Here is a 21,329-nt window from a genome sequence, read left to right as displayed (position 1 = left end):
AATCAATATAACTGGTTGTCTTAGTCTTGTATGCGCATTTCAGATAGCCGGTTTAATCCATAATTGCTGGTTTTTCTGGTCTATTTTCACGCTATATTTTTTCAGGAAATCTACGCCGAGTAAGCCGTCTGATTCAAATTGTTCTGGCATACCGTCCATAATAGCCGCCCGAATGGGGATTTTACGGATGGATGGGTTAGTCAGAATGATTTTAACTGTCTGGGGATTGCCTTTTTTATTCAGGCGTAGTGTGGCTTCTTCGGATTTGGCTGCGGGTGGTTTTATTGCTGCTGGCAGTGATTTTCCTTTGATAAAGGACATTGATGCTCCGGTATCCAGAACAAGGCTGTATGTTTTTTTCTGATCGGTAAGGTTGATGATAATGCCTTCTTTGGGATGAATGTTGTAGGGGAAAGCAATCCATTGCTGGTTTATCTGGGTAGAATCCTGACCATCGTCGATTATGATTTTTTTGTGCGCAAAATCTAGGGTAAAGATGTGATTCTGAAAGAGTGGCAAACCGATAACTGGCAGGTTGTCATCTGGTGCAGGTGCCTGTTCCGTAGTGCTGGAATAACTCCAGCCCCATGGTTTCAGTTCTTCTGCATTGATGTTGTCAAAGTTAAGTCCGTTGATATCTAGATGTTTTATCAGAAATTTTTGTGTTTCATTAATTTTTCCACTTAAATCCAGACTTTTATTGGTATTTTGGTTTTTGGTCGTATCTGGCAGTTGTTGCAGTGTATTTAGCGGTAAATGCAAGGCTGTCTGTGAACCTGTATCAAGCTGAAACTGGCTTGGTTTACCGTTGATATTTAAGACTACTTTGGCAATATGGGTATCTTTGGTAAAGGTTACCGGTAATACTACTTCTTTTGCCATGGCCATTTTTATGGCTATGCAGATAAAAATAAAAAACAGGCTTGATAAACGCATGGATTTTATCCTTTTTTACAATATGGGGTAATATTGGTACTATGCGTTTATACTTGGTTAATTGGTAATAGGCAAGAACAATTAAATTTAATAATCAGACAGATTGGTTATATTTTTGTTTTTTTTAGGCGGGCGCTACACACTTAGAATGTTTATTTTAATATTTATTGACTATTAATTTTTGTCAGTTGTTTAAGATGGAAATATTATTTTTGGTATAAAACTAAAATCTGGATTAAATATTCTTGCTTAGGTTTGCCATGGATTTTTTTTATCAATATCGGAAGTTATTGATAGGTATTTTGTTATTATGTGTTGGCTGGTGGCGATTTTCACCTTATTCACCACGGGTGGTTATGCCAGCATATTTAAATGCTGGTGTGGATTGTTCGCAGTTTCCGCCGATGGCTATGGGTGATGAACCATTGCAAACAGAAGTACCTACAGGAATGCAGCCATTTGTGTTGCCAAAAGTGAAACTTACTCCTTTGGCTGGGTTTAGTATGCCCGCACGTGTACTACATCGCGCTTCTTATCTTTATGATGAACACGCTAGTATCTCTACAACTGACTGGTTTGTGGGGTGGGGATTTATGGCTAATGAAAAGGTAGTAAAGCGCCTGAAATTTGAGCAGAGAGCCCGTTTTGGTGGTATTGCCGGCACTAAAGATGGGGGCTCTATGCCATATTCTTATGATGATATGTACCTGAATGCTTCGAATGTCCATTTGATTCCGGCAAATAAAAAAATAGCTACTCAGATTAGTGGTATTAAGGTTGGGGATAATGTTCGTGTGGATGGTTAGCTGGTTAGGGTCGATATGGGAAATAGGTATGTGTTATCGTCATTGTCACGCACTGACAGGGGAGCGGGAGCGTGTGAAGTAATACTGGTGTGTAATGTTACTCGGCTTGCTTCTGAAAAGGTATGGCCGGATTATAAGTGACTTTTGTTTCAAGACAGCCATTAAATGAATATTGAATATCAGGATGTAGAAGAAAATTTTGGTAATTTAATTTCTTTACTAAATAAGAGTTTTATCTCTAAAGAAATAGATGAAATAAAAGATTTTGTTGATTATGGTGAATATGGATTAGCTTTAGATACTCTGATTGATATTATTAAGGAAGAAAATAAGGAAATAAATAATGGTATTTTTCAATATATAGCAGAATTATCTAATCTCATGGAGCAAAATATGGAAGTTATAACTAAAGACTTAATTAAATATATAAATTTTGATATGGGGGTGGAATGATGTTTGCCAGATGGTTGCTTGCATTGATGCTGGCTGCTATGGCCAGTACGGTATGGGCTGATGTTTATTTAAAAGATGAATTGATTGATTTTAATCGTGATGCGGCGGCTGGTGGTAAAGGTACTTTGTATGGGCAGTTTGCTTTCAGACGAGATGCGGCAAAGAGGGATGAGGCGATCAAGGAGATTGGCTGGATGACGTTGCAACCGGGTGCTTCAATCGGTTTTCATCGGCATGAGCATAATGAGGATACTTATATTATTGTTTCTGGGATAGGTCTGTTTACTGATTCTGATGGTAAATCTTATCAGGTTAAGGCTGGTGATGTGACGATTGCGCGTAAGGGGCAATCACATGCTTTGGCCAATATAGGTAAGGAGCCGCTGGTGTTTATTGATGTGATTGCTGAGCAATAATTTCAGGTACAGTTTTACTGCTCAGGTGGATAGCCGGAACGGCATGTTTTTGCTCTTTGAATCGTAATTTAATTGGATGGGGATGAAACTGTATACATGAAAAACCGTCAGACCTTGGGTGTGTCTGACGGTTTTTGTGTAAGCAGGTTTATTCTGCGTCAGCTGCTTTGGCTACGGTTACCATGGCTGGGCGCAATACGCGGTCGGCAAGGGTATAGCCTTTTTTCATAACGGAAACCACGGTGTTGGGTTCCTGTTCGCTGTCTACGCTTTGTAACGCCTGATGGCGGTGCGGATCAAGTTTGTCACCAGCTTTGGGGGCGATTTCTTTCACATTGGACTGCTCAAAAGCTTTTTGTAATTCGGTAAGGGTCATTTGTACGCCCATTTTCAGGGCATCAAAGTTGCCGCTCTGGTCTTGCAGTGCCATTTCCAGATAGTCTTTAACCGGCAGCATGGCACTGGCAAATTTCTGGCCGGCAAATTTGTGCGCGCTTTCGAGCTCTTCCTGATGACGGCGACGCAGGTTCTGTTCGGTTGCGAGCGAACGTAGTTGTTCGTCTTTGAGTTGTCCTTCAAGCTCGTTAATGCGTTCCTGTAAGTTTTCGATGGTGGGTTCGGGAGCAACAGTGGGTTCTGTAATTTCGGTGTTATCGTTAACCTGAGTTTCGTTTTCGGTGTTGTTTTCCGGTTGCATGTTTTTTCCTCGGCAAAAAGGTGAATTGTTTAATTAAATTGGGTCGTTGTGGCGCTATTTCAAGCGACTGTTGTAGGGTTATGGCGGATTTTGCTGGGGCAATTGCGATTTTGATCTTATTGCGCAATTTATACGTGGTTTTTTATCTGGGTATTTAAATACTTTATTCAGGGCTGAAATGCAGATGCCGGATTGGGCATGGTTTGGTAAGCAGAGGATTGATAGACACCCAGATGCAGATGGGCTATCCGCTGCTCTGCCTATGATATTTAGCCGGTATTACGTAATCCCTGAGCAATGCCGTTAATGGTTAGGTGGATAAGCTGGAGTATTTCGCTGTTATCCGGTTGCTGGCGCAGTTGTTGCAGCAAATGAACCTGAAGCCAGTTTAGGGTGTTCAGGTAAGGGATGCGTAAGGCCAGTGAGCGTGCCAGTGTACGGTTGTCACTCAGATAGTGTTGGCGTTGCAGAATGTTGAGTAAGGCTTGTCGGCTGCGTTCGAATTCGTTCGCCAGCATGCTGTAAATAGTTTGGGCGGCCTCCTGATCGCTGGCAAGGCTGACATAGGCTTTGGCAATGGTGAGATCGGCTTTTGCCATCACCTGATCCATATTGGAAAGCATGGTCTGGAAAAAAGGACTGTGTTGTGCCTGTTGTTGTAAGTGTTGCAGATTGCTGCTGTCCTGTTCGATGAGGTCGGCTACGGCACTGCCAAAACCATACCATGCTGGTAGCATGAGGCGATTCTGAGTCCAGGAAAATACCCACGGAATGGCGCGTAAATCATGAATTTTACTCAGTGTTTTACGGCTGGCAGGGCGGCTGCCGATATTGAGGCTGGCAATTTCCTGAATTGGGCTGGTTTGCAGGAAGTAATCAATAAATCCGGGAAAGGTAATCAGCTGGCGGTAGTATTTGAATGCGCTGGCAGACAGTGCGTTCATTAGTTTGCTGTCGGGTTCGCTATTTTGTGGTGGTAATACGGTGGCTTCGAGGGTGGCGGCAATCAGTGCTTCGAGGTTGCGTTCGGCATTGCTGGGGTCGGCGTATTTGGCGGTGATGACTTCGCCTTGTTCGGTAATGCGTATCTGTCCGGCCACGCTGCCGGCTGGCTGTGCCATGATGGCATCAAAAGACGGCCCTCCGCCGCGACCAACGCTGCCGCCGCGACCATGGAACAGGCGCAGGCGGATATGATGGCGGTCAAACAGTTGTACCAGTCTGGATTCAGCCCGATACAGTGCCCACTGGCTGGTGACGTAGCCGCCATCTTTATTGCTGTCAGAGTAACCCAGCATGATTTCTTGCAGGTTATCGCGGCTGTGTAGGAATGCACGGTACCAAGGCAGGTTAAAGAGGTTATCCATGATGTCGAGGCAATTGTGCAGGGCATCAATAGTCTCAAACAGGGGCACGATGTTGATACGGCTGGTGGGTTTCTCGTTACTGATACTCAGCAGGCCGGTTTCTTTAAGCAGTAATGCGACTACTAGTATGTCGCTAACGGTTTCGGTATTAGAGATGATGCACTGGTTGATGGCTGTTTCGCCATAGTGTTGTTTGATGTAGGCTGCAGTCTGGAAAATAGCCAGTTCGCCCATGGTATGGGGGCTATACTGAATATAAGGGCTATACAGGGGGCGCTGGGTGCTCAGTTCACGTAACAGTACGCGCTGTTTGGCTGCTTCGCTTAAGGTCTGAAAGGTTTCAAGACCGGCATGGGTGAACAGTTCGGCCACAACTTCGGCATGTTTGGCTGCATGCTGGCGTAAGTCTATAGACATGAGATGAAAGCCGAACAGGGAAACAGAACGAATCAGATCGGCTAGTTTGCCGTGGCTAAGCAGGGCACTGCCATTTTGTTGCAGTGAGCTGGAGATGTTATTGAGTTCATGCAGTAATTCTGCCGGCTGTTGATAGGGGGGCAGGTTGTGGTGTGTGCTGTCTGAGTGGATGCGCAGTTGTTGTGCTGTGGCACTGAGGCGTGCCTGTATATAGGTGAGGGCACGCCGATAGGGTTCTTCTTTGTGTGCTGTGGCCGTATCTGGTGACTGTTCGGCCATCTGTAGTATGGTGTGATCAACCTGAACACAGCGAGATGACAGGGGCAATAGCTGGTGCAGTTCATCCAGACACTGGTGATAATGCTGAAACAGGGTATTAGCCTGAAAGGTGAAGGCTTCCTTTAATGTATCGGCATTGACGAAGGGGTTACCGTCACGATCGCCTCCAACCCAGCCACCTATGCTGAGTACATTGGGCAGGCTGGCTTGCGGGTAGACGCTGGCAAGTTTCTGTTGCAGCTTGCGATACAGTGCGGGTACAGCTTTGAAAAAGCTTAATGGAAAATAGGTTACGCTGTTGTAGATTTCATCGCTCACGCTGATTTTGAAATGACGTGTTTCATCTGTCTGCCATAAAGCCAGCAGGATTGCTTCAGTCTGTTGTTGTAATTCTTCGCTGTGATGTTTATCAGTACGGTTTCGTTCGTTTAGGATGGTACGGATATGGCGATGGAAACAAAGAATGCATTGGCGTTGTACTTCGGTAGGGTGGGCAGTAAGAACGGCACTGATGCTGGTGTGCTGTAAGGTTTGTTCCAGCTCGGAGGTGCTGATATGCTGCTGCTGAATCTGGTTGATAACGCGAATAAAGCTGGTGCGCCCGGGGTGCTGGCTGTTGTTGTCGTATGCTTGTCGCCGCCGTTCATGATGGGCATCTTCGGCGATGTTTAATACTTGTGCAAACAGGCTGCACGCGCGAATCAGGTCTTGCTGCTGGCGCAGGTCGAGGGTGGGGAGAGCCTGCTGGATGGTGGTTTGTGGCTGGTTGCCATTGTGTAGCTGGCGTAATATGGTTTGGACGGCTGCGGTAGTTTCGTGTTGCAGGATGTTAAATAATGCCTGAGTCAGAAAGTTGATGTCTGCCGATAAAGGGGCATCTTTATGTTTGTCCAGAAGGGGTGTTGGCATGGTTTTCTCGCTTTTGCAGATTGCTATGTTTATGTTGAATAGCTTTCTCTATGATATTACGTGGTGATGCTGCCGGCAATACTGTTGATTTGGTAATGGGTTATAACTACTGCTTCTTAGGTTACAAAAATATATTCTTTCTCAATTGTCCGAACCGCCTTTTATATTGTTGGTGCCTGTAGCACAGCAGGGCGATGTTGCTGTTTGGTTTGATGTGTTTTGCTACTGGTATGTAGCTTGAGTAGAAGAAGCCAATATGTGCCGGTATTTTTTATCGTGCTGCTGCTTGTATTGCTGGTTTCTGTCGGGTCTCTGGGAGAAAAAGTTATGCTGTTATTGAAACAGCCATCTGTATTGCCCGGTTTTACGCTTAGTCTGGGCGTGAGTGTGCTATCGCTGTCATTATTGGTGTTATTACCATTTGCAATGCTGGTGTGGACGGTTACTGATTTGGGCTGGCAGGGTTTTGTGCGGGTAATCTCTGAACCGCGAACCCTTGCTGCGGTATGGCTGACGCTGAAAATGTCTTTACTGGCGATGCTGGCCAGTGTACTGCTGGGGACGTTAGTGGCATGGGTGCTGGTACGCTATCACTTCTGCGGCAAGGATTTGGTCAATGCTCTGGTGGATTTACCATTTGCATTACCGACAGCGGTAACGGGGGTGGCTCTGGCTACTTTATATGCACCTACTGGCTGGATAGGTGCAATATTTGCCCGGTTTGGCTGGCAGATAGCATTTACGCCGACAGGCATCTGGCTGGCATTACTACTGGTTAGCTTACCATTTGTGGTGCGAGCCGTGCAGCCGGTGTTGGCTGAGTTGTCGGGAGAATATGAGGAGGCGGCAGCGATATTGGGTGCATCCAGATTGATAATTATATTCAGAGTGCTGTTACCGGAAGTTTTGCCGGCACTGGTAATGGGTGCCGGTATGGCTTTTGCGCGTGCCACTGGTGAGTATGGTTCAGTTATTTTTATAGCAGGGAATGTGCCGTTTAAATCGGAAATTCTGCCGCTGATTATTGTCAGTAAGTTTGAACTGTTTGATTTGCCGGCCGCAGCAGCGGTAGCACTATTTATGCTGATTATTTCTTTTGCTATTTTATTTACGCTGAATTTATGGCAGTGGCGTTTGAGCCGGCGTACGCAGGGGCGATATTGATGAGTACCGTTAAAACTAATGAATTGCTCACTGAGCCGCGCTGGCTGCGCTATGTGCTGATTAGCATAACGCTGCTGTTTCTGGGTGTGCTGTTACTGCTGCCATTGTTGTCGGTATTCAGCTTTGCGCTGGCAAAAGGCTGGCAATTGTATCTGGCTGCTTTGACTGATGATGAAGCACTGGCAGCTATTCGATTATCATTGTTGATTACTCTAATTGTGGTGCCGATTAATGTGGTTTTGGGGGTGTCACTGGCATGGTTGTTAACCCATTTTTCTTTTCGTGGCAAACAGTTGTGGACAACGTTGCTGGATTTGCCCTTTGCGGTATCGCCTGTTGTCGCTGGGCTGATGTTTGTATTGTTGTTTGGCAGTAATAGCTGGTTTGGTAGCTGGCTGGCTGCGCATGGAATACAGATTATTTTTGCCGTTCCGGGCATGGTGCTGGCTACTCTGTTTGTAACATTTCCATTTGTAGCGCGTGAATTAATTCCATTAATGCAGGCTCAGGGAAGCAGTGAAGAGCAGGCGGCAATGATACTGGGTGCCAGTGGCTGGCAAATGTTCTGGCGTATCACTTTACCCAATCTGAAATGGGCACTGGTGTACGGCATTATTCTGACTAATGCGCGTGCGATGGGTGAGTTTGGAGCGGTTAGTATGGTTTCGGGTCATATTCGTGGTGAAACGAATACTATGCCGTTACTGGTAGAGATGATGTACAACGAATACAACATGGTAGGTGCGTTTGCTGTGTCCAGTTTGCTGGCTTTGCTGGCGTTATGTACTTTGATATTACAGAAATTTCTCGACTGGCATCAGGCACGTTTGTACACGGATGCTCAACGTCGGCAGGTAGTAGTTACGGATTAAACGGTAAGGTACTGTGTTGAGTGGCGATTATGAGTATTCGTATTAAACATTTAAACAAATATTATGGTGATTATCACGCTTTACAGGATATTAATTTACAGGTGCCGTCTGGTTCGTTGACAGCTTTGCTTGGCCCTTCCGGCTGTGGCAAAACTACTTTGTTACGCATTATTGCCGGGTTGGAATACGCCGATTCGGGCGAACTGTTTTTTGCGGATAAGGACGTCAGCAATCTGCATGTGCGTGAGCGGCAGGTTGGGTTTATGTTTCAGCACTATGCGCTGTTTCGCCATATGACAGTGTTTGATAATGTTGCTTTTGGTTTGCAGGTATTGCCACGCCGCTTGCGCCCTAGTAAAGCAGAGATAGTCGCACGGGTGGAGGAATTATTGCAGCTGGTACAACTGGAGTGGCTGGCAAAGGTATACCCTCAGCAATTATCCGGTGGCCAGCGCCAGCGTATTGCACTGGCACGGGCACTGGCAACTAAACCAAAACTACTATTGCTGGATGAGCCGTTTGGTGCACTGGATGCTAAGGTACGCAAGGAGTTACGCCGGTGGCTGGTAGAAATTCACCATCAGTTGGACATTACCAGTGTGCTGGTTACACATGATCAGGAAGAAGCTCTGGAAATGGCAGATCAGATTGTGGTCATGAATCAGGGCAAAATTGAGCAAAGTGGTGCGGCTGCATCTTTGTATGATAATCCGGGGAATGTATTTGTTACCGAGTTTCTGGGAGAAGTGAATGTTTTTGAAGATGCCTGTATTGAACGGGGACAACTGTGTCTGGGCAGCTATTGCGAACCGGTCGCCACGAATGAATATGCGCGCCAGAATGTGGCTGTTTATGTGCGTCCGCAGGAAATACAGCTATTAACTCGTATTCAGGATAATGTGATTGCGGCTGCAATTGTAGAAGAAATACATGTTATCGGTGCACAGATCAGGTTGTGGCTACGGCGACAGGATAATAAACAGCGTATACAGGTGTGGCTGTCACCAGCAGAATTCCGCACACTGGCTCTGCAACCATCACAAACGGTGTGGTTCAAACCACAACGCCTAACTATGTTCAGTTTGCCGGAACTAGTGGATTATGTAATTTAATGGTATGTGAGAATTAAGCTTCAGACTTGCTGTTAATTGATACGTAAATCCCCTGTATTGGTGATTAATTTATATTGAGTTATCTGTTTTTTCGTACTAATTAATATTTTTTGTTTAATGTTTTAAATAATTTATATAATTGATTGATATATAGAAAATGACTGTTCAGAAACCAGATTATGACTTCTTTGGTATTTGAATTTATATGTATATTATATAAAAACAGGGTTATCTGGATTTTTCCGATAGCCCTGTTATGTGATGGTAATGCTTACTAGTTGCTAACGCGTTCAATAATGGCGCCTACGCCACTGAGTTTCTGTTCAATGTTTTCGTAACCACGATCGAGATGGTAAATACGTTCAACGGTGGTTTCTCCACTGGCAACCAGACCGGCTAGTACGAGACTGGCTGACGCGCGTAGATCGGTGGCCATTACGGTGGTACCGGATAGTTGTTCTACACCTTCTATAATAGCGGTATTGCCTTCGGCTGATATTCGGGCACCCATGCGGTTGAGTTCTGGTATGTGCATAAAGCGGTTTTCAAAGATGGTTTCTACTACTTTACTGTTACCATTGGCGATGGTATTCATCACCATAAATTGTGCCTGCATATCGGTTGGGAATGCCGGATAGGGCAGGGTGCGTATATCTACGGCTTTGGGGCGCTGCTGCATGTCAATGCTAATCCAGTCGTCACCCGCTTCAATAATGGCACCGGCTTCACTCAGTTTTTCCAGAATGGCCAGCATGGTTTTAGGGGCGGTATGCTTGAGAACGACTTTACCGCCAGTCATGGCTACTGCACACAGGAAAGTACCAGCTTCAATGCGATCCGGAACTACGCGGTGGGTACAGCCATGCAGTTTTTCTACGCCGGTAATGGTTAGGGTTGGGGTTCCTATGCCCTGAATGTTGGCACCCATTTTAACCAGACAGTCGGCAAGGTCGGTGACTTCTGGTTCCATGGCAGCATTTTCCAGAATGGTCGTGCCTTCTGCCAGTGTTGCAGCCATTAACAGGTTTTCTGTACCAGTTACGGTAACCATATCCATGACGATATGTGCACCTTGCAGACGTTGGGCACGGGCTTTAACGTAACCATGCTCAATACTGATTTCAGCACCCATGGCTTCAAGTCCTTTCAGGTGCTGGTCTACCGGACGCGAACCGATGGCACAGCCGCCGGGCAGGCTGACTTGAGCCTCGCCGAAGTGTGCCAGTGTTGGCCCCAACACCAGAATGGAAGCACGCATGGTTTTGACCAGATCGTATGGTGCACAGGTATTGTTGATGCCACTACAGTTGATTTCGAATTCATGTACGTTGTCTGTTAATACACGTGCGCCCATTCCCTGTAATAGTTTTTGGGTAGTTTTAACGTCACGCAGCATGGGGACATTGGTTAAATGTAGGGTATCTCGTGTCAGTAGTGATGCACACAATAAAGGCAGAGCTGCGTTTTTGGCGCCGGAAATAATAATTTCACCGTTTAATGCACCGTTAGCACGGATTTTTAATTTTTCCATATAAATTCTCAATGATGGCAGTAAAAACTATCTGCCGATTAATGCTGTTTTGCTGCCCATTCAGCAGGTGTGGCTGCGGTGGTAATGGATAGTGCATGTAATTCATTGCTGGCAATCTGTTGTGCCAGACCATCTTTAATCATGCGATGGCGGGCTAGTCGACTCTTTCCGGTAAAAGCAGAGGATACAATCTGAGCAAAAAAATGATGACCATCACCTTCAACCTCGAGATATTCGCAAGACAGAAGGCTGGCAATCATGGCTTTAACCTCTTCAGGTGTTAACATGACGGGCTCCAGAATGGCTATTGATAAATGACGGCTATTATAGCGTTTTAGTATGTCTAATTGCGTAATTTCCAGCCAGATTTCAGTATGGCGCAGACAAGAATACACAGGCCAATGGCAAAGCTGCCAACTACTGTTAAGGCCAGCCAAGGGGAAGCGTCACTCTGGCCAAAAAAGCCGAAGCGAAAGCCGTCAATGATGTAAAAAACCGGGTTGAAATGACTGAGGGAGCGCCAGAATGCTGGTAGGCTGTTAATAGAATAGAATACGCCAGATAGGAAAGTCAGGGGCATGATGAGGAAATTCTGAAATGCCGCCAGCTGGTCAAATTTTTCTGCAATAATACCAGCCATGAGGCCAAACATCCCCATGATTGCACACCCCAGTAGAGCGAATGTGATTATCCAGCCGAGGTGGTAAGGCAGAGGTAGGCCGAAAACAGCGGTAACGGCTATCACACCAATTCCCACCATTAATCCGCGCAGAATGGATGCCCCTACATATGCGCAGAAGAAAGCTGCTGTACCTAATGGTGGTAACAGGATAAATATCAGATTGCCGGTAATACGCGATTGAATCAGGCTTGAGGATGAATTGGCAAAGGCATTTTGCAGCATGGACATCATCGCCAGCCCCGGTATCAGAAATGCATTGTAGCTAACTCCCGGTAAAATATCTGGACGCCCTTGCATAACGTGAGCAAAAATCAGCTGGTACAGTAAGGCAGTCAGAATGGGTGCGGATAGGGTTTGAAAGCCTACTTTCCAGAAACGCAGTACTTCTTTTTTAAACAGGGTATAGCAGCCAATGGTATTCATTTTTCGCCTTTCACATGATCGCTGGTCAGGCGCAGGAAGACGTTTTCCAGATCGTTTTCCATGATGTGCAGGTTTCTGACGTTGATGTTCTGGGTTTGCAGGTTTTGTAACAAGGTGGCCAGCTGGCTGTAATCAGCAAGTTTCAGTAGATAATTGTTGCCATCTTCTTGTATGAGATGCTGATGCAGGTTAGCTGGTAGTGATTGATCTAATGTTAATGTCAGTTGTAAATCAGCCTCGGTATCCAGTAGGTTCTGGGTGCTGTCCAGTGCTACAATTTCGCCATGTTTAAGCATGGCAATGCGGTTACATAATGACTGTGCCTCTTCCAGATAATGCGTTGTTAGAATGATGGTATGTCCAGCTGTATTCAGTTTGGTAATGAATTGCCACAGGTTTTGTCTTAGTTCGACATCTACGCCGGCAGTGGGTTCGTCCAGTATGATGACCGGTGGCCGATGTACCAGTGCCAGTGCCACCATGACACGGCGTTTCATGCCGCCGGAGAGGTTGCGAGTATTGGTATTGGCTTTGTCTGCCAGACCCAGACTGACAATGATTTCATCTATCCATTCATCGTTTTTGCGTAATCCAAAATAACCAGATTGAAATCGCAGTGCTTCGCGTACACTGAAAAAAGGATCAAAGACCAGTTCCTGAGGCACCACGCCTAAAAGTTTGCGGGTGATATTTGCTTCATGTTGCACATCATGGCCACAAATGCTGATTTGGCCTGAAGTTAAGCGGCTCAGACCAGCCATTGCTGAAATAAGTGTGGTTTTGCCGGCACCATTGGGACCGAGCAATCCAAAAAACTCACCCGGTTCAACGCTGAAGCTGACGCCTTTTAAAGCAGTAAAACCATTGGCATAGGTTTTAACAGCCTGATTAATGCAAAGAGCAGTGGAAGTCATAGGTTAAATGGATATCTGCAATGGTTGGTGATAATATTTTGCTGATGGTTAGGATCCTGATGATTTTATTTCTTCGCTCAGGGGCTGGTCTTCATCTGCTGGCAGGTTATAGTCTTCACTGGCCCAGTTGCCAAGATCAATCATTTTGCAACGTTCTGAACAAAATGGTCGGAAACGGTTGGTTGGAATCCACGCAACGTTTTGTCCGCAGGTGGGGCAAATAACAATGGTGATTTTCTCTGTCATTATTTGATTACCGGATCGAAGCTGCACATAACCAGAGTGAATGGGATGTCTGTCGTTAGAACTGATCCACGTGCCTGTTGTTGTGATGTCTGTAAAAAGCGAATGTGGGTGAAGTATTTATTGGCAGATACTTCTGGTAATGCCGCAGCGTTCTGGGCAACATTGATGCCAAGTAGGTGGATATTCTGTCCCAAACTATTATGCTGGTAACTGCCGGCAGTTGCCAGACATTCTACTGAGAGACTGTTATGGCGTAGGATTTTCAGTAGCAGACTGATGGCCTCATAAGTAGGTAATAGGCTCTCGATCCACTGGCGTAACTGATTTTCACGCTCTGCCGGATCTTTCTGCTGCCAGTAATAATATGAAGGCAAATCATACGGACTGGTACCTCCGGGTACATACATGCGTTGTTTGATTGCCATCAGCCATTCATTTTCACGCAAATGTTGTCCAAATTTTTGCTGGACGTTTTGCAGATTCGAAATGGCAGTCTGGATAGTTTCCAGCGCGGCATTACCTTCTTCACCACGCTGCCGTGCCAGACCTTTTTGGCGTTCCAGTTCTTGTAGAATATCCAGTTTCAGTTCGGCACGTGCGGCTGCTTCCATGATTTCAAACAGTGAAAACAGTGCACAATGATGTGCCCATATTTCACTGCGTACCACGACTTCATGGAAGTGCTTGAACAAGTGTGCGATACGTAAAAAATTGCGCACGCGCTCGGACAAAGGGTGTTCGAAATGGATGAGATCTGTCATAACTTGGGTGATGTTAGAGCTTGATAGAAGTCGTGCTGCTGAATGACTTTCTGGTTAAGTTCCTGCCAGTTGCCATCGTTGATAATAATATCATCAGCAATGGCTTTTCTGCTATTACTGTCAATCTGTTGTGCCATGATAGCACGGATTGTCGTTTCGTCCAGACTACTACGTTGTTGAACTCGCTGAATACATAAATCAACCGGTGCATCGATAATGAGTATACGTTGCACCAGTTGTTGAAATTCTGGTTTTTCAGCCAGTAGAGGAATTTCTATAATGCCATAATGCTGGTTTGAACTGGTTTGCCGTTTGGCCTGTTGCAGGCCTTGCCAGATTAGTGGGTGAAGAATATTTTCCAGTAATATGCGATTGCATGAGTCGGCAAATACCCAATTACGCAGTTGCTGGCGATCCAGACTGCCGTCAGCCAGAAACAGGTTTTCCCCGCACTGTTTACGGATTGCAGGTAAGGCCAAACCTTGTGGTGCGGTGAGCTGACGGGAAATATCATCTGCATTCAGTACGGGTACGCCCACAGCTGCAAAGCAGCTTGCTGCTGTGGATTTGCCACTGCCTATTCCACCGGATAGCCCTACCCAAAATGTCATGCACCGAATCCAGAAAGACGCAACCACCAGTGAATCAGCTGGTTAATCTGACTGTTTGCCATCCATACAATCCAGCCGGCAATGGCCAGAGCCGGGCCGAAAGCCATTGGCTGGCTGCGGGCAACCTTGAGGATAACAGAGGCAATAATGCCGACAATCGCGGCCATGAACACAATTAATGGCAATGCTGAGGCTCCCATCCAGGCACCAAGTGCAGCCAGTAATTTAAAATCGCCATAGCCCATGCCATCTTTGCCGGTTAACAGTTTGAATAACCAGAAAAGTGACCATAAGCTCAGATACCCCAGTGCGGCACCCCAGACGGCAGCAGATAGGGGAACAAACTCACAGTACCAGTTAAACAGTAAGCCGAGCCACAGTAGTGGCAAGGTAATCTGGTCAGGCAAGAGCTGGGTGTCAGCATCAATAAAGGTGAGTGCAATCAGTGCGGCAGTCAGTATTATACTACCTGCTGCTACAGGCGTAACGTCATAACGCCAGACTACTGCGGCAAAAGCCAGACCAGTCAAAAGCTCTACACAAAAGTAGCGGGGACTGATTGGTACAGCACATGCGGCACAGCGGCCGCGTAAAAGTAGATAGCTTAGCAGCGGTATATTCTGCCACCAGCGAATTTTATGCTGGCAGTGTGGGCAGGCTGAAGGGGGTACACACAGATTAAAGCGGGTAGAATTTTCTACTGGCAGTTGTAGTGCCATCCGTGCTTCAGTCTGCCAATTTCTTTCCATCATGATGGGTAAGCGATAGATGACAACATTCAGAAAACTGCCAACCGCAAAACCCAATATTAATGCGACTGCGCTAAAAAACAGAGTATCAGTTAACATCTGCCATTAACCTATAGCATTGCCCATATTGAACATTGGTAAATACATGGCTACCAGAATGACACCGATAATCAGACCCAGTACCACCATGATGATAGGTTCCATGAGTGAAGATAATTGTGAAACTGCTGTATCTACATCGTCTTCATAAAATTCAGCGGCCTTATTCAGCATGGAATCCAGTGAACCGGATTCTTCCCCGATAGAGGCCATTTGCATGACCATATTAGGGAATAGCTCTGTTGCCTGCATGGCTGAGGTTAGTGAAATACCCTGATTTACCTTGGTACGGATCTCCTGAGTCGCTTCCTCATACTCAATATTACCTGCTGCTCCCGCTACCGAGTCCAATACTTCTACCAATGGTACACCTGCAGCAAACAGAGTGGCCATAGTACGAGACCAGCGTGCTATGGTTGCCTTACGCACAATTTGTCCAAAGATAGGTAATTTTAACAACATATGATCAAAGCGTTTTCGCAGGTCTGCCGAGTTTTGAAACCATTTATGAAAGCCAACTCCCGCAATAATCAATGCTATAAGAATAAAGATGCCATAATGCACGAAAAAGTCAGAGATATTCATCATAATCTGAGTTAAGCCAGGCAACGGTACACCCATGCCTGAATATACCTTGGCAAAAGAGGGCAGTACAAACATCATCATGACAAAAACCAGTGCTATGGCAACAATAACGACAACAACCGGGTAAGTTAGGGCACTTTTAACTTTTTTCTTGATACTTTGGGTTTTTTCTTTATACACTGCCAGTTTGTCTAATAGACCTTCCAGTACACCGCCAGCTTCACCGGCGCGCACCAGATTACAGTAGAAATCATCAAAATATTTTGGATGTTTGGAAAAAGAATCTGCCAGAGACGTTCCTTGCTCAACATCTGTACGAATTTCTGTCAGTAACTGAGTCATGGATGGATTGGCATGACCTTTGGCAGCAATATCAAATGCTTGCATTAATGGTAAGCCAGACTTCATCATGGTGGATAACTGTCGTGTAAAAATAGTGATATCCGCCTGACTGATTTTCTTCTGACGCCGTTTCTTAAGCTTGGTAATCTGAATAACGCGAATCTGACGCCGGTTCAGTTTAGCACGCGCTTCAGCTTCGTTTTTTGCAACTACTTCCCCGCGCACAACCTGTTCCGTTTTAAGGTTTTTACCCTCAAAACTGAAAGTGATACCGGCGGGTTTGGTTTTAGATACTGCTACTGGTTTATTCATAGTTATTTCCCACAGTATTGATTTAATTTAATAAATGGGCAATCAGCTTTAATCATTGGTGGTTGCCAGAATTTCGTCCAGAGACGTGATACCTTCCATAACTTTAAGCAAACCGGCATGACGTAAATCAACCAGTCCTTCTTTGAGTGCCTGTGTGCTGATATCAACTTCATTACCGTTGTTCATAATGATACGTTGCATTTCTTCGCTGACAGGCATCACTTCATAAACACCGGCACGTCCCTTGTAGCCCTTACCCTTGCAACGTTCACAGCCTACTGGGCGGTAAAATGTCCAGTCTTTGGCCAGATCTTCATCCGAGAAGCCGGCTTTTTTCAGAGCATATTCAGGTGGACGTTCTGCTGGTGCCTTGCAGCTACATAAACGTCGTACCAGACGCTGAGCCATAATCAGATTAACAGAGCTAGCAATGTTGAATGGAGCAACACCCATATTCAGCATACGCGATAATGTGGCCGGAGCGTTATTAGTATGCAGGGTGGAGAAAACCATATGGCCGGTTTGTGCAGCCTTGATGGCGATATCTGCGGTTTCCAGATCTCGAATCTCCCCCACCATGATAATATCCGGATCCTGACGGAGGAAAGATTTCAGGGCTGCTGCAAATGTCAGTCCCTGTTTGTCATTGACGTTGACCTGATTGATACCGGGCAAGTTAATTTCCGCAGGGTCTTCGGCCGTGGAAATATTAACGCTGTCGGTATTAAGTATATTCAGACAGGTATAAAGTGATACAGTTTTACCGGAACCAGTTGGGCCGGTAACCAGCACCATGCCATAGGGGCGGTGAATGGCTTCCAGCAGTAACTCTTTCTGGAATGGTTCAAAACCGAGCTGCTCGATATTGAGGGTGGCTGCATCCGAATTCAGGATACGCATTACAATTTTTTCACCAAACAGCGTGGGCAGTGTGCTGACACGAAAATCAATTGGTTTGGCACCTTTGCGGAACTGAACTTGAATACGACCATCCTGAGGAACACGCTTTTCTGAAATATCCATTTTGGACATGACTTTAATGCGAGAAGCGATCTGGCTGCGAATATTCAGGGGCATACGCACTACTTCGCGTAATTGTCCATCAATACGGAAACGTACCCGTGCTATTTCTTCATAAAATTCGAAATGAATATCCGATGCGCCGCTAGCCAGAGCATCCCCCAGTATTTTGAAGACAAATTTGGCAACTGGCCCATTTTCACCGTCTTCATCATCGGCAGACATGGCATTGCTGCCAGTTGCTTCACCGTCACCGACTGAGTCCATGCCTTCCAGCAGGCTGCTAGACTCCTGATCAAGGTTTTCCAGTAACTGACGCAACTGATCATCACGAACAATAACTAAGTTCAGTATACAGCCAGCATCGGTAGCAATTTTCTGGTAATGTTGAATTGATGTGGGGTCAGATACAGCAAGAAAAAGGCGGTTACCGCGCTTAAATATCGGTACGCACATGTGTTGCTGCATAATTTTCAGATTGATTAAATCTAACGGTACCAGATTTTGGCTATACAGTTCCAGATTCAGGTAAGGAATACTAAATACTCCAGACAGGAAGCTGGCCAGCTTATCGGCATTAATGGTACCAGATTGCAACAGTGCCGATATAACCGGACGTTTCTGCTCCAGCTCCTGACGCAGTTTTTCTGCTTGTTCTGCGTCAATAATCTGGTGCTTATACAAAACCCGAATCAATCCTACACTCATACAAACTAATTCCCGTCTTAATAATTTTTGAGTTTACACTTGCTGGATAAAGTATCTGTTCTGGCTTTGCCATACAGTCTGGTGTGTCCTGTACGCTGTTTGTACCCAGTACAGATATGTATCTATCTATTAAAGTAAACTCATGTTAATGTTTAATTGTGCTAATTATAAGTGAATTTGTGTATTTAAACAGCCTGTATATTTGTTTAGACACAAATTTCCCAGTAATCTACATATAATTGTAGCTCCATTTGCTGACGCCACTCATTGGCGATCAGCCGGTAAACCGCGCGAATGCGTTCTGGCAAGGTAGTGCTACAGCGGAAAAACATGGCCTCACATTCACAATTGTTTTTGTGTAATACTGCTTTGATATGACCATTACCAACGTTTCGTTGCCGGATTACCCTGAATTCGTCACAAAAGCATGGTTCAGGAAAGTTTTGTCCCCATACCAGTGCTGCCAGTTGTTGTGCAGTGTCTAAATTCAAATATTCACTGTTGAGTGAACCATCAGTTTGATAGGTATGATTAAGGTCGGCTGGCTCAAGCAGTTGCTGGCAGATAGCCTCAAATTCGCGCTGGAAAGCTGGCAGATGTATTCCGACTATACTTAACCCTGCCGCCATGGCATGACCGCCAAATTTTTGAATGATTTCTGGCCGGCGCTTGCTAACCAGATCCAGTGCATCACGCAGATGCAAACCAGCGATTGAACGACCAGAACCTCGTAACGTTCCATCTTCTGCCCGGGCAAAAACAATACTGGGGCGATGAAACGTTTCGCGTAGCCGGCCTGCAACAATGCCGGTTACACCTTGATGCCAGCTGTCATGATAGGCAACAATACTGTAGCTGTTTTCTGTGTCAATAGTGGCCAGTTGCAGATTCGCTTCATCCTGCATATTGCGCTGAATCAGACGGCGCTCACGATTTAAGTCATCCAGCTGCATAGCCAAATCCATTGCGCTTTCTATATTGTCGCTTAGCAGACAGGCAATACCCAGACTCATATCATCCAGCCGGCCTGCTGCATTCAGACGTGGGCCAATGGCAAAACCAAGATCAAATGCATGTGCCTGCTGTGCTTTGCGTTTTGCGACATGAAATAAGGCGCGGATACCGGCCTGCATTTTGTCCGCGCGCATGCGCCTGAGTCCCTGCGCTACCAGAATGCGATTATTCTGATCGAGAGGAACGACATCAGCGATAGTACCCAAAGCCACCAGATCAAGCCATTGAGCCAGATTCGGTTCGGGGTGATGGCTAAACCCGTTATGCTGGCGCAGATAGTGGCGTAAGGCCATTAATACGTAAAACATCACGCCTACACCTGCCAGAGCCTTACTTGGGAAAGTATCCCCGGGCTGATTGGGGTTAACAATAATGCATTCAGGCAGTTGCTCACCTGGTAAATGATGGTCGGTAATCAGAACATCCATACCCAGTTGTTGTGCATGCTGTACTCCTGCCACACTGGCAATACCATTGTCCACAGTAAGTAGTAAATCTGTACCGGCTTGAGCAGCCAGTTCAGCAATCTGTGGCGTCAGACCATAGCCGTGGTCGAAACGGTTTGGCACGAGGAAATCGGTTTTGGCACCCATTGCCTGTAAACCGCGCATACCCAGTGCGCAGGCTGTGGCACCATCCGCATCATAATCAGCCACAATCAGAATTTTTTCCTGCTGTTCGATTGCCCGTGCTAACCGTTCACTGGCAGCCTGAATATTTTTCAGACTTTGAAATGGCAGCAAGGCAGACAGACTATATTCAGTTTCACCTATGCTTTTAACAGCCCGAGTTGCATATAATTTTGCCAGCAAAGGATCAATTCCCTGTGCAAGTAAAGTTTGCTGTGCAACGGTATCAATCGGGCGAGTAAGGATACGAACCGGTTTCATAAGCTTAATCCGTTAAAGGATTCCGTTTTGCGCCAGAATGGGCGTAACCAAGATTTGCGAATGTTAAGCAAACCGGCTTCACATCGGATATTCAGGTGATGAATTTGTCTGTTTTGCAGAGCTGTCAGTAGCGGTTGCCACCAATCCTGCTCCCATTGTTGCAGTATCTGAGTATAGGTGTAAACATCGCCTTGATTAACTGGCAAGCACAAATCATCATTAAACAGTACTATTTCCTGTTCGCCGGACAGAGAATTAGCTAATTCGGCATAATTTGCCGGCAAGCTACGTGCATGAAATGCCCACGAGCTGTCAGAATAAAGTATTGTTTCATTGTTAGCTGTACCCGTGCTGTCTTGTTCAAACCAGAAACCATTGATTATGGGTAGACCACGAGCACTACGTTGTTGGTTCAATGGGTGCTGATGCAGTAACATTTGCAGTTCGGTTTGCTGTTGCAGAATCAGGGTTGCATCGGGTCCTGTTGGTTTGGTCGTACCATCAATGCTGCCAGACAAATCCAGTAAAGATGGTAGGGTAAATTCAAGTATCTGTGGGGCGGTAACCAGCCATAGATCCGGTTTTGCTGGATAAAACTGCCAGCCGTCTGCCTGTAGCCATGTATTTAGTACTTCACAGAAAGCCTTTGCCTCTTCTGAGCTCAGCCCCAGAGCCTTTCCATCCAGATACTGAAGCTGATGCATGCCGGCTGTCTGACTGATTGGGGAAACAATGAGGGCATAACCATTTGATTCAGAGTTTATTAGCTGGCTGGCCTGTTGCAACCACGAACCCTGCCACAGATGCTGCTGGTAAAGCAGACTTCTGCTGGCTATTTGTGAGGAGTATTTGCTCCACTGCCGCAGAATATCCAGCGCCGGTAACGACAATTTTGGTACGCTGGTTTTCTGATATGGCCATAATAAGCCAGGCAGAACAAGAGTCAGATGTAAATGGTCAGCAGGCATGAATACACAATATTTGTAAATAGAAAAGTAACGGTAAATATATCAG

Annotated in this window: 21 protein-coding genes; 6 read left to right on the top strand and 15 right to left on the bottom strand. The window is 45.8% G+C overall.

Annotated features, from left to right (window positions below):
* Positions 1–39: 39 nt before the first annotated feature.
* Positions 40–936 (bottom strand): pepsin/retropepsin-like aspartic protease family protein, encoded by an 897-nt coding sequence (locus J6578_RS03555; RefSeq protein WP_287953908.1) that lies wholly within the window; start codon positions 934–936, stop codon positions 40–42.
* A 260-nt stretch (positions 937–1,196) separates the two neighbouring features.
* On the opposite strand from J6578_RS03555, the gene J6578_RS03550 reads away from it, so the two are divergent.
* The 3 genes from J6578_RS03550 (at position 1,197) to J6578_RS03540 (ending at position 2,611) form a co-directional block, all read left to right on the top strand.
* Entirely contained in the window at positions 1,197–1,742 is a 546-nt protein-coding gene (locus tag J6578_RS03550) for a hypothetical protein (protein WP_287953907.1), read from the top strand.
* 165 nt (positions 1,743–1,907) lie between these two features.
* On the top strand, positions 1,908–2,195 hold the full coding sequence (locus tag J6578_RS03545) for a MafI family immunity protein (protein WP_093092628.1): 288 nt from the start codon (positions 1,908–1,910) through the stop codon (positions 2,193–2,195).
* 26 nt (positions 2,196–2,221) lie between these two features.
* Positions 2,222–2,611, top strand: a complete 390-nt coding sequence (locus J6578_RS03540; RefSeq protein WP_239364035.1) for a cupin domain-containing protein — start codon at positions 2,222–2,224, stop codon at positions 2,609–2,611.
* 148 nt (positions 2,612–2,759) lie between these two features.
* On the opposite strand, the gene grpE is transcribed toward J6578_RS03540, so the two are convergent.
* On the bottom strand, positions 2,760–3,308 hold the full coding sequence (gene grpE, locus J6578_RS03535; RefSeq protein WP_093092632.1) for a nucleotide exchange factor GrpE: 549 nt from the start codon (positions 3,306–3,308) through the stop codon (positions 2,760–2,762).
* A gap of 269 nt (positions 3,309–3,577) precedes the next feature.
* The gene (gene ppc, locus J6578_RS03530) at positions 3,578–6,280 is read right to left on the bottom strand and encodes a phosphoenolpyruvate carboxylase (protein ID WP_287953906.1); all 2,703 of its coding nucleotides are present in this window, start codon (positions 6,278–6,280) and stop codon (positions 3,578–3,580) included.
* A gap of 327 nt (positions 6,281–6,607) precedes the next feature.
* Here ppc and cysT point away from each other — a divergent pair, with 327 nt between their 5' ends.
* The 3 genes from cysT to J6578_RS03515 are packed head-to-tail and all read left to right on the top strand — an operon-like array spanning position 6,608 to position 9,428.
* A complete protein-coding gene (gene cysT, locus J6578_RS03525) occupies positions 6,608–7,444 on the top strand; it encodes a sulfate ABC transporter permease subunit CysT (protein WP_100121118.1) in 837 nt (278 codons plus the stop codon).
* Positions 7,444–8,316: a sulfate ABC transporter permease subunit CysW gene (cysW, locus tag J6578_RS03520; RefSeq protein ID WP_100139513.1), complete on the top strand. Its 873-nt coding sequence runs from the start codon at positions 7,444–7,446 to the stop codon at positions 8,314–8,316. The genes cysT and cysW overlap by 1 nt, the downstream gene beginning before the upstream one ends.
* Before the next feature lie 29 nt (positions 8,317–8,345).
* Positions 8,346–9,428 carry a sulfate/molybdate ABC transporter ATP-binding protein gene (locus tag J6578_RS03515; protein WP_287953905.1) on the top strand — a complete coding sequence of 361 codons (1,083 nt, stop codon included), beginning with the start codon at positions 8,346–8,348 and terminating at the stop codon, positions 9,426–9,428.
* A 274-nt stretch (positions 9,429–9,702) separates the two neighbouring features.
* On the opposite strand, the gene murA is transcribed toward J6578_RS03515, so the two are convergent.
* The 12 genes from murA to J6578_RS03455 form a co-directional block, all read right to left on the bottom strand.
* Entirely contained in the window at positions 9,703–10,959 is a 1,257-nt protein-coding gene (gene murA, locus J6578_RS03510) for a UDP-N-acetylglucosamine 1-carboxyvinyltransferase (protein ID WP_093092640.1), read from the bottom strand.
* Positions 10,960–10,997: 38 nt separating this feature from the next.
* The gene (locus tag J6578_RS03505; RefSeq protein ID WP_100150862.1) at positions 10,998–11,246 is read right to left on the bottom strand and encodes a BolA family protein; all 249 of its coding nucleotides are present in this window, start codon (positions 11,244–11,246) and stop codon (positions 10,998–11,000) included.
* 56 nt (positions 11,247–11,302) lie between these two features.
* Positions 11,303–12,064 (bottom strand): ABC transporter permease, encoded by a 762-nt coding sequence (locus tag J6578_RS03500; protein ID WP_093092642.1) that lies wholly within the window; start codon positions 12,062–12,064, stop codon positions 11,303–11,305.
* On the bottom strand, positions 12,061–12,978 hold the full coding sequence (locus J6578_RS03495; protein ID WP_287953904.1) for an ABC transporter ATP-binding protein: 918 nt from the start codon (positions 12,976–12,978) through the stop codon (positions 12,061–12,063). The genes J6578_RS03500 and J6578_RS03495 overlap by 4 nt, the downstream gene beginning before the upstream one ends.
* A 48-nt stretch (positions 12,979–13,026) precedes the next feature.
* Positions 13,027–13,224 (bottom strand): DNA gyrase inhibitor YacG, encoded by a 198-nt coding sequence (gene yacG / locus J6578_RS03490; RefSeq protein WP_239352202.1) that lies wholly within the window; start codon positions 13,222–13,224, stop codon positions 13,027–13,029.
* Positions 13,224–13,985 carry a cell division protein ZapD gene (gene zapD / locus J6578_RS03485; protein ID WP_093092648.1) on the bottom strand — a complete coding sequence of 254 codons (762 nt, stop codon included), beginning with the start codon at positions 13,983–13,985 and terminating at the stop codon, positions 13,224–13,226. Before zapD ends, yacG begins: the two co-directional genes overlap by 1 nt.
* The gene (coaE, locus tag J6578_RS03480) at positions 13,982–14,596 is read right to left on the bottom strand and encodes a dephospho-CoA kinase (protein WP_239363772.1); all 615 of its coding nucleotides are present in this window, start codon (positions 14,594–14,596) and stop codon (positions 13,982–13,984) included. Before coaE ends, zapD begins: the two co-directional genes overlap by 4 nt.
* Entirely contained in the window at positions 14,593–15,444 is an 852-nt protein-coding gene (locus J6578_RS03475) for a prepilin peptidase (RefSeq protein ID WP_037406839.1), read from the bottom strand. Before J6578_RS03475 ends, coaE begins: the two co-directional genes overlap by 4 nt.
* 6 nt (positions 15,445–15,450) lie before the next feature.
* Positions 15,451–16,683 (bottom strand): type II secretion system F family protein, encoded by a 1,233-nt coding sequence (locus J6578_RS03470; protein ID WP_239363775.1) that lies wholly within the window; start codon positions 16,681–16,683, stop codon positions 15,451–15,453.
* A gap of 48 nt (positions 16,684–16,731) precedes the next feature.
* The gene (gene pilB / locus J6578_RS03465; protein ID WP_239363778.1) at positions 16,732–18,411 is read right to left on the bottom strand and encodes a type IV-A pilus assembly ATPase PilB; all 1,680 of its coding nucleotides are present in this window, start codon (positions 18,409–18,411) and stop codon (positions 16,732–16,734) included.
* Between the two features lie 206 nt (positions 18,412–18,617).
* Positions 18,618–20,315, bottom strand: a complete 1,698-nt coding sequence (gene recJ, locus J6578_RS03460; RefSeq protein ID WP_287953903.1) for a single-stranded-DNA-specific exonuclease RecJ — start codon at positions 20,313–20,315, stop codon at positions 18,618–18,620.
* Positions 20,312–21,283: a hypothetical protein gene (locus J6578_RS03455; RefSeq protein ID WP_287953902.1), complete on the bottom strand. Its 972-nt coding sequence runs from the start codon at positions 21,281–21,283 to the stop codon at positions 20,312–20,314. The genes recJ and J6578_RS03455 overlap by 4 nt, the downstream gene beginning before the upstream one ends.
* Between the last annotated feature and the right edge of the window lie 46 nt (positions 21,284–21,329).

The organism is Snodgrassella sp., assembly GCF_024103505.1.
GTDB classification, from domain to species: domain Bacteria; phylum Pseudomonadota; class Gammaproteobacteria; order Burkholderiales; family Neisseriaceae; genus Snodgrassella; species Snodgrassella communis.
This window is presented reverse-complemented; position numbering and strand designations above follow the sequence as displayed.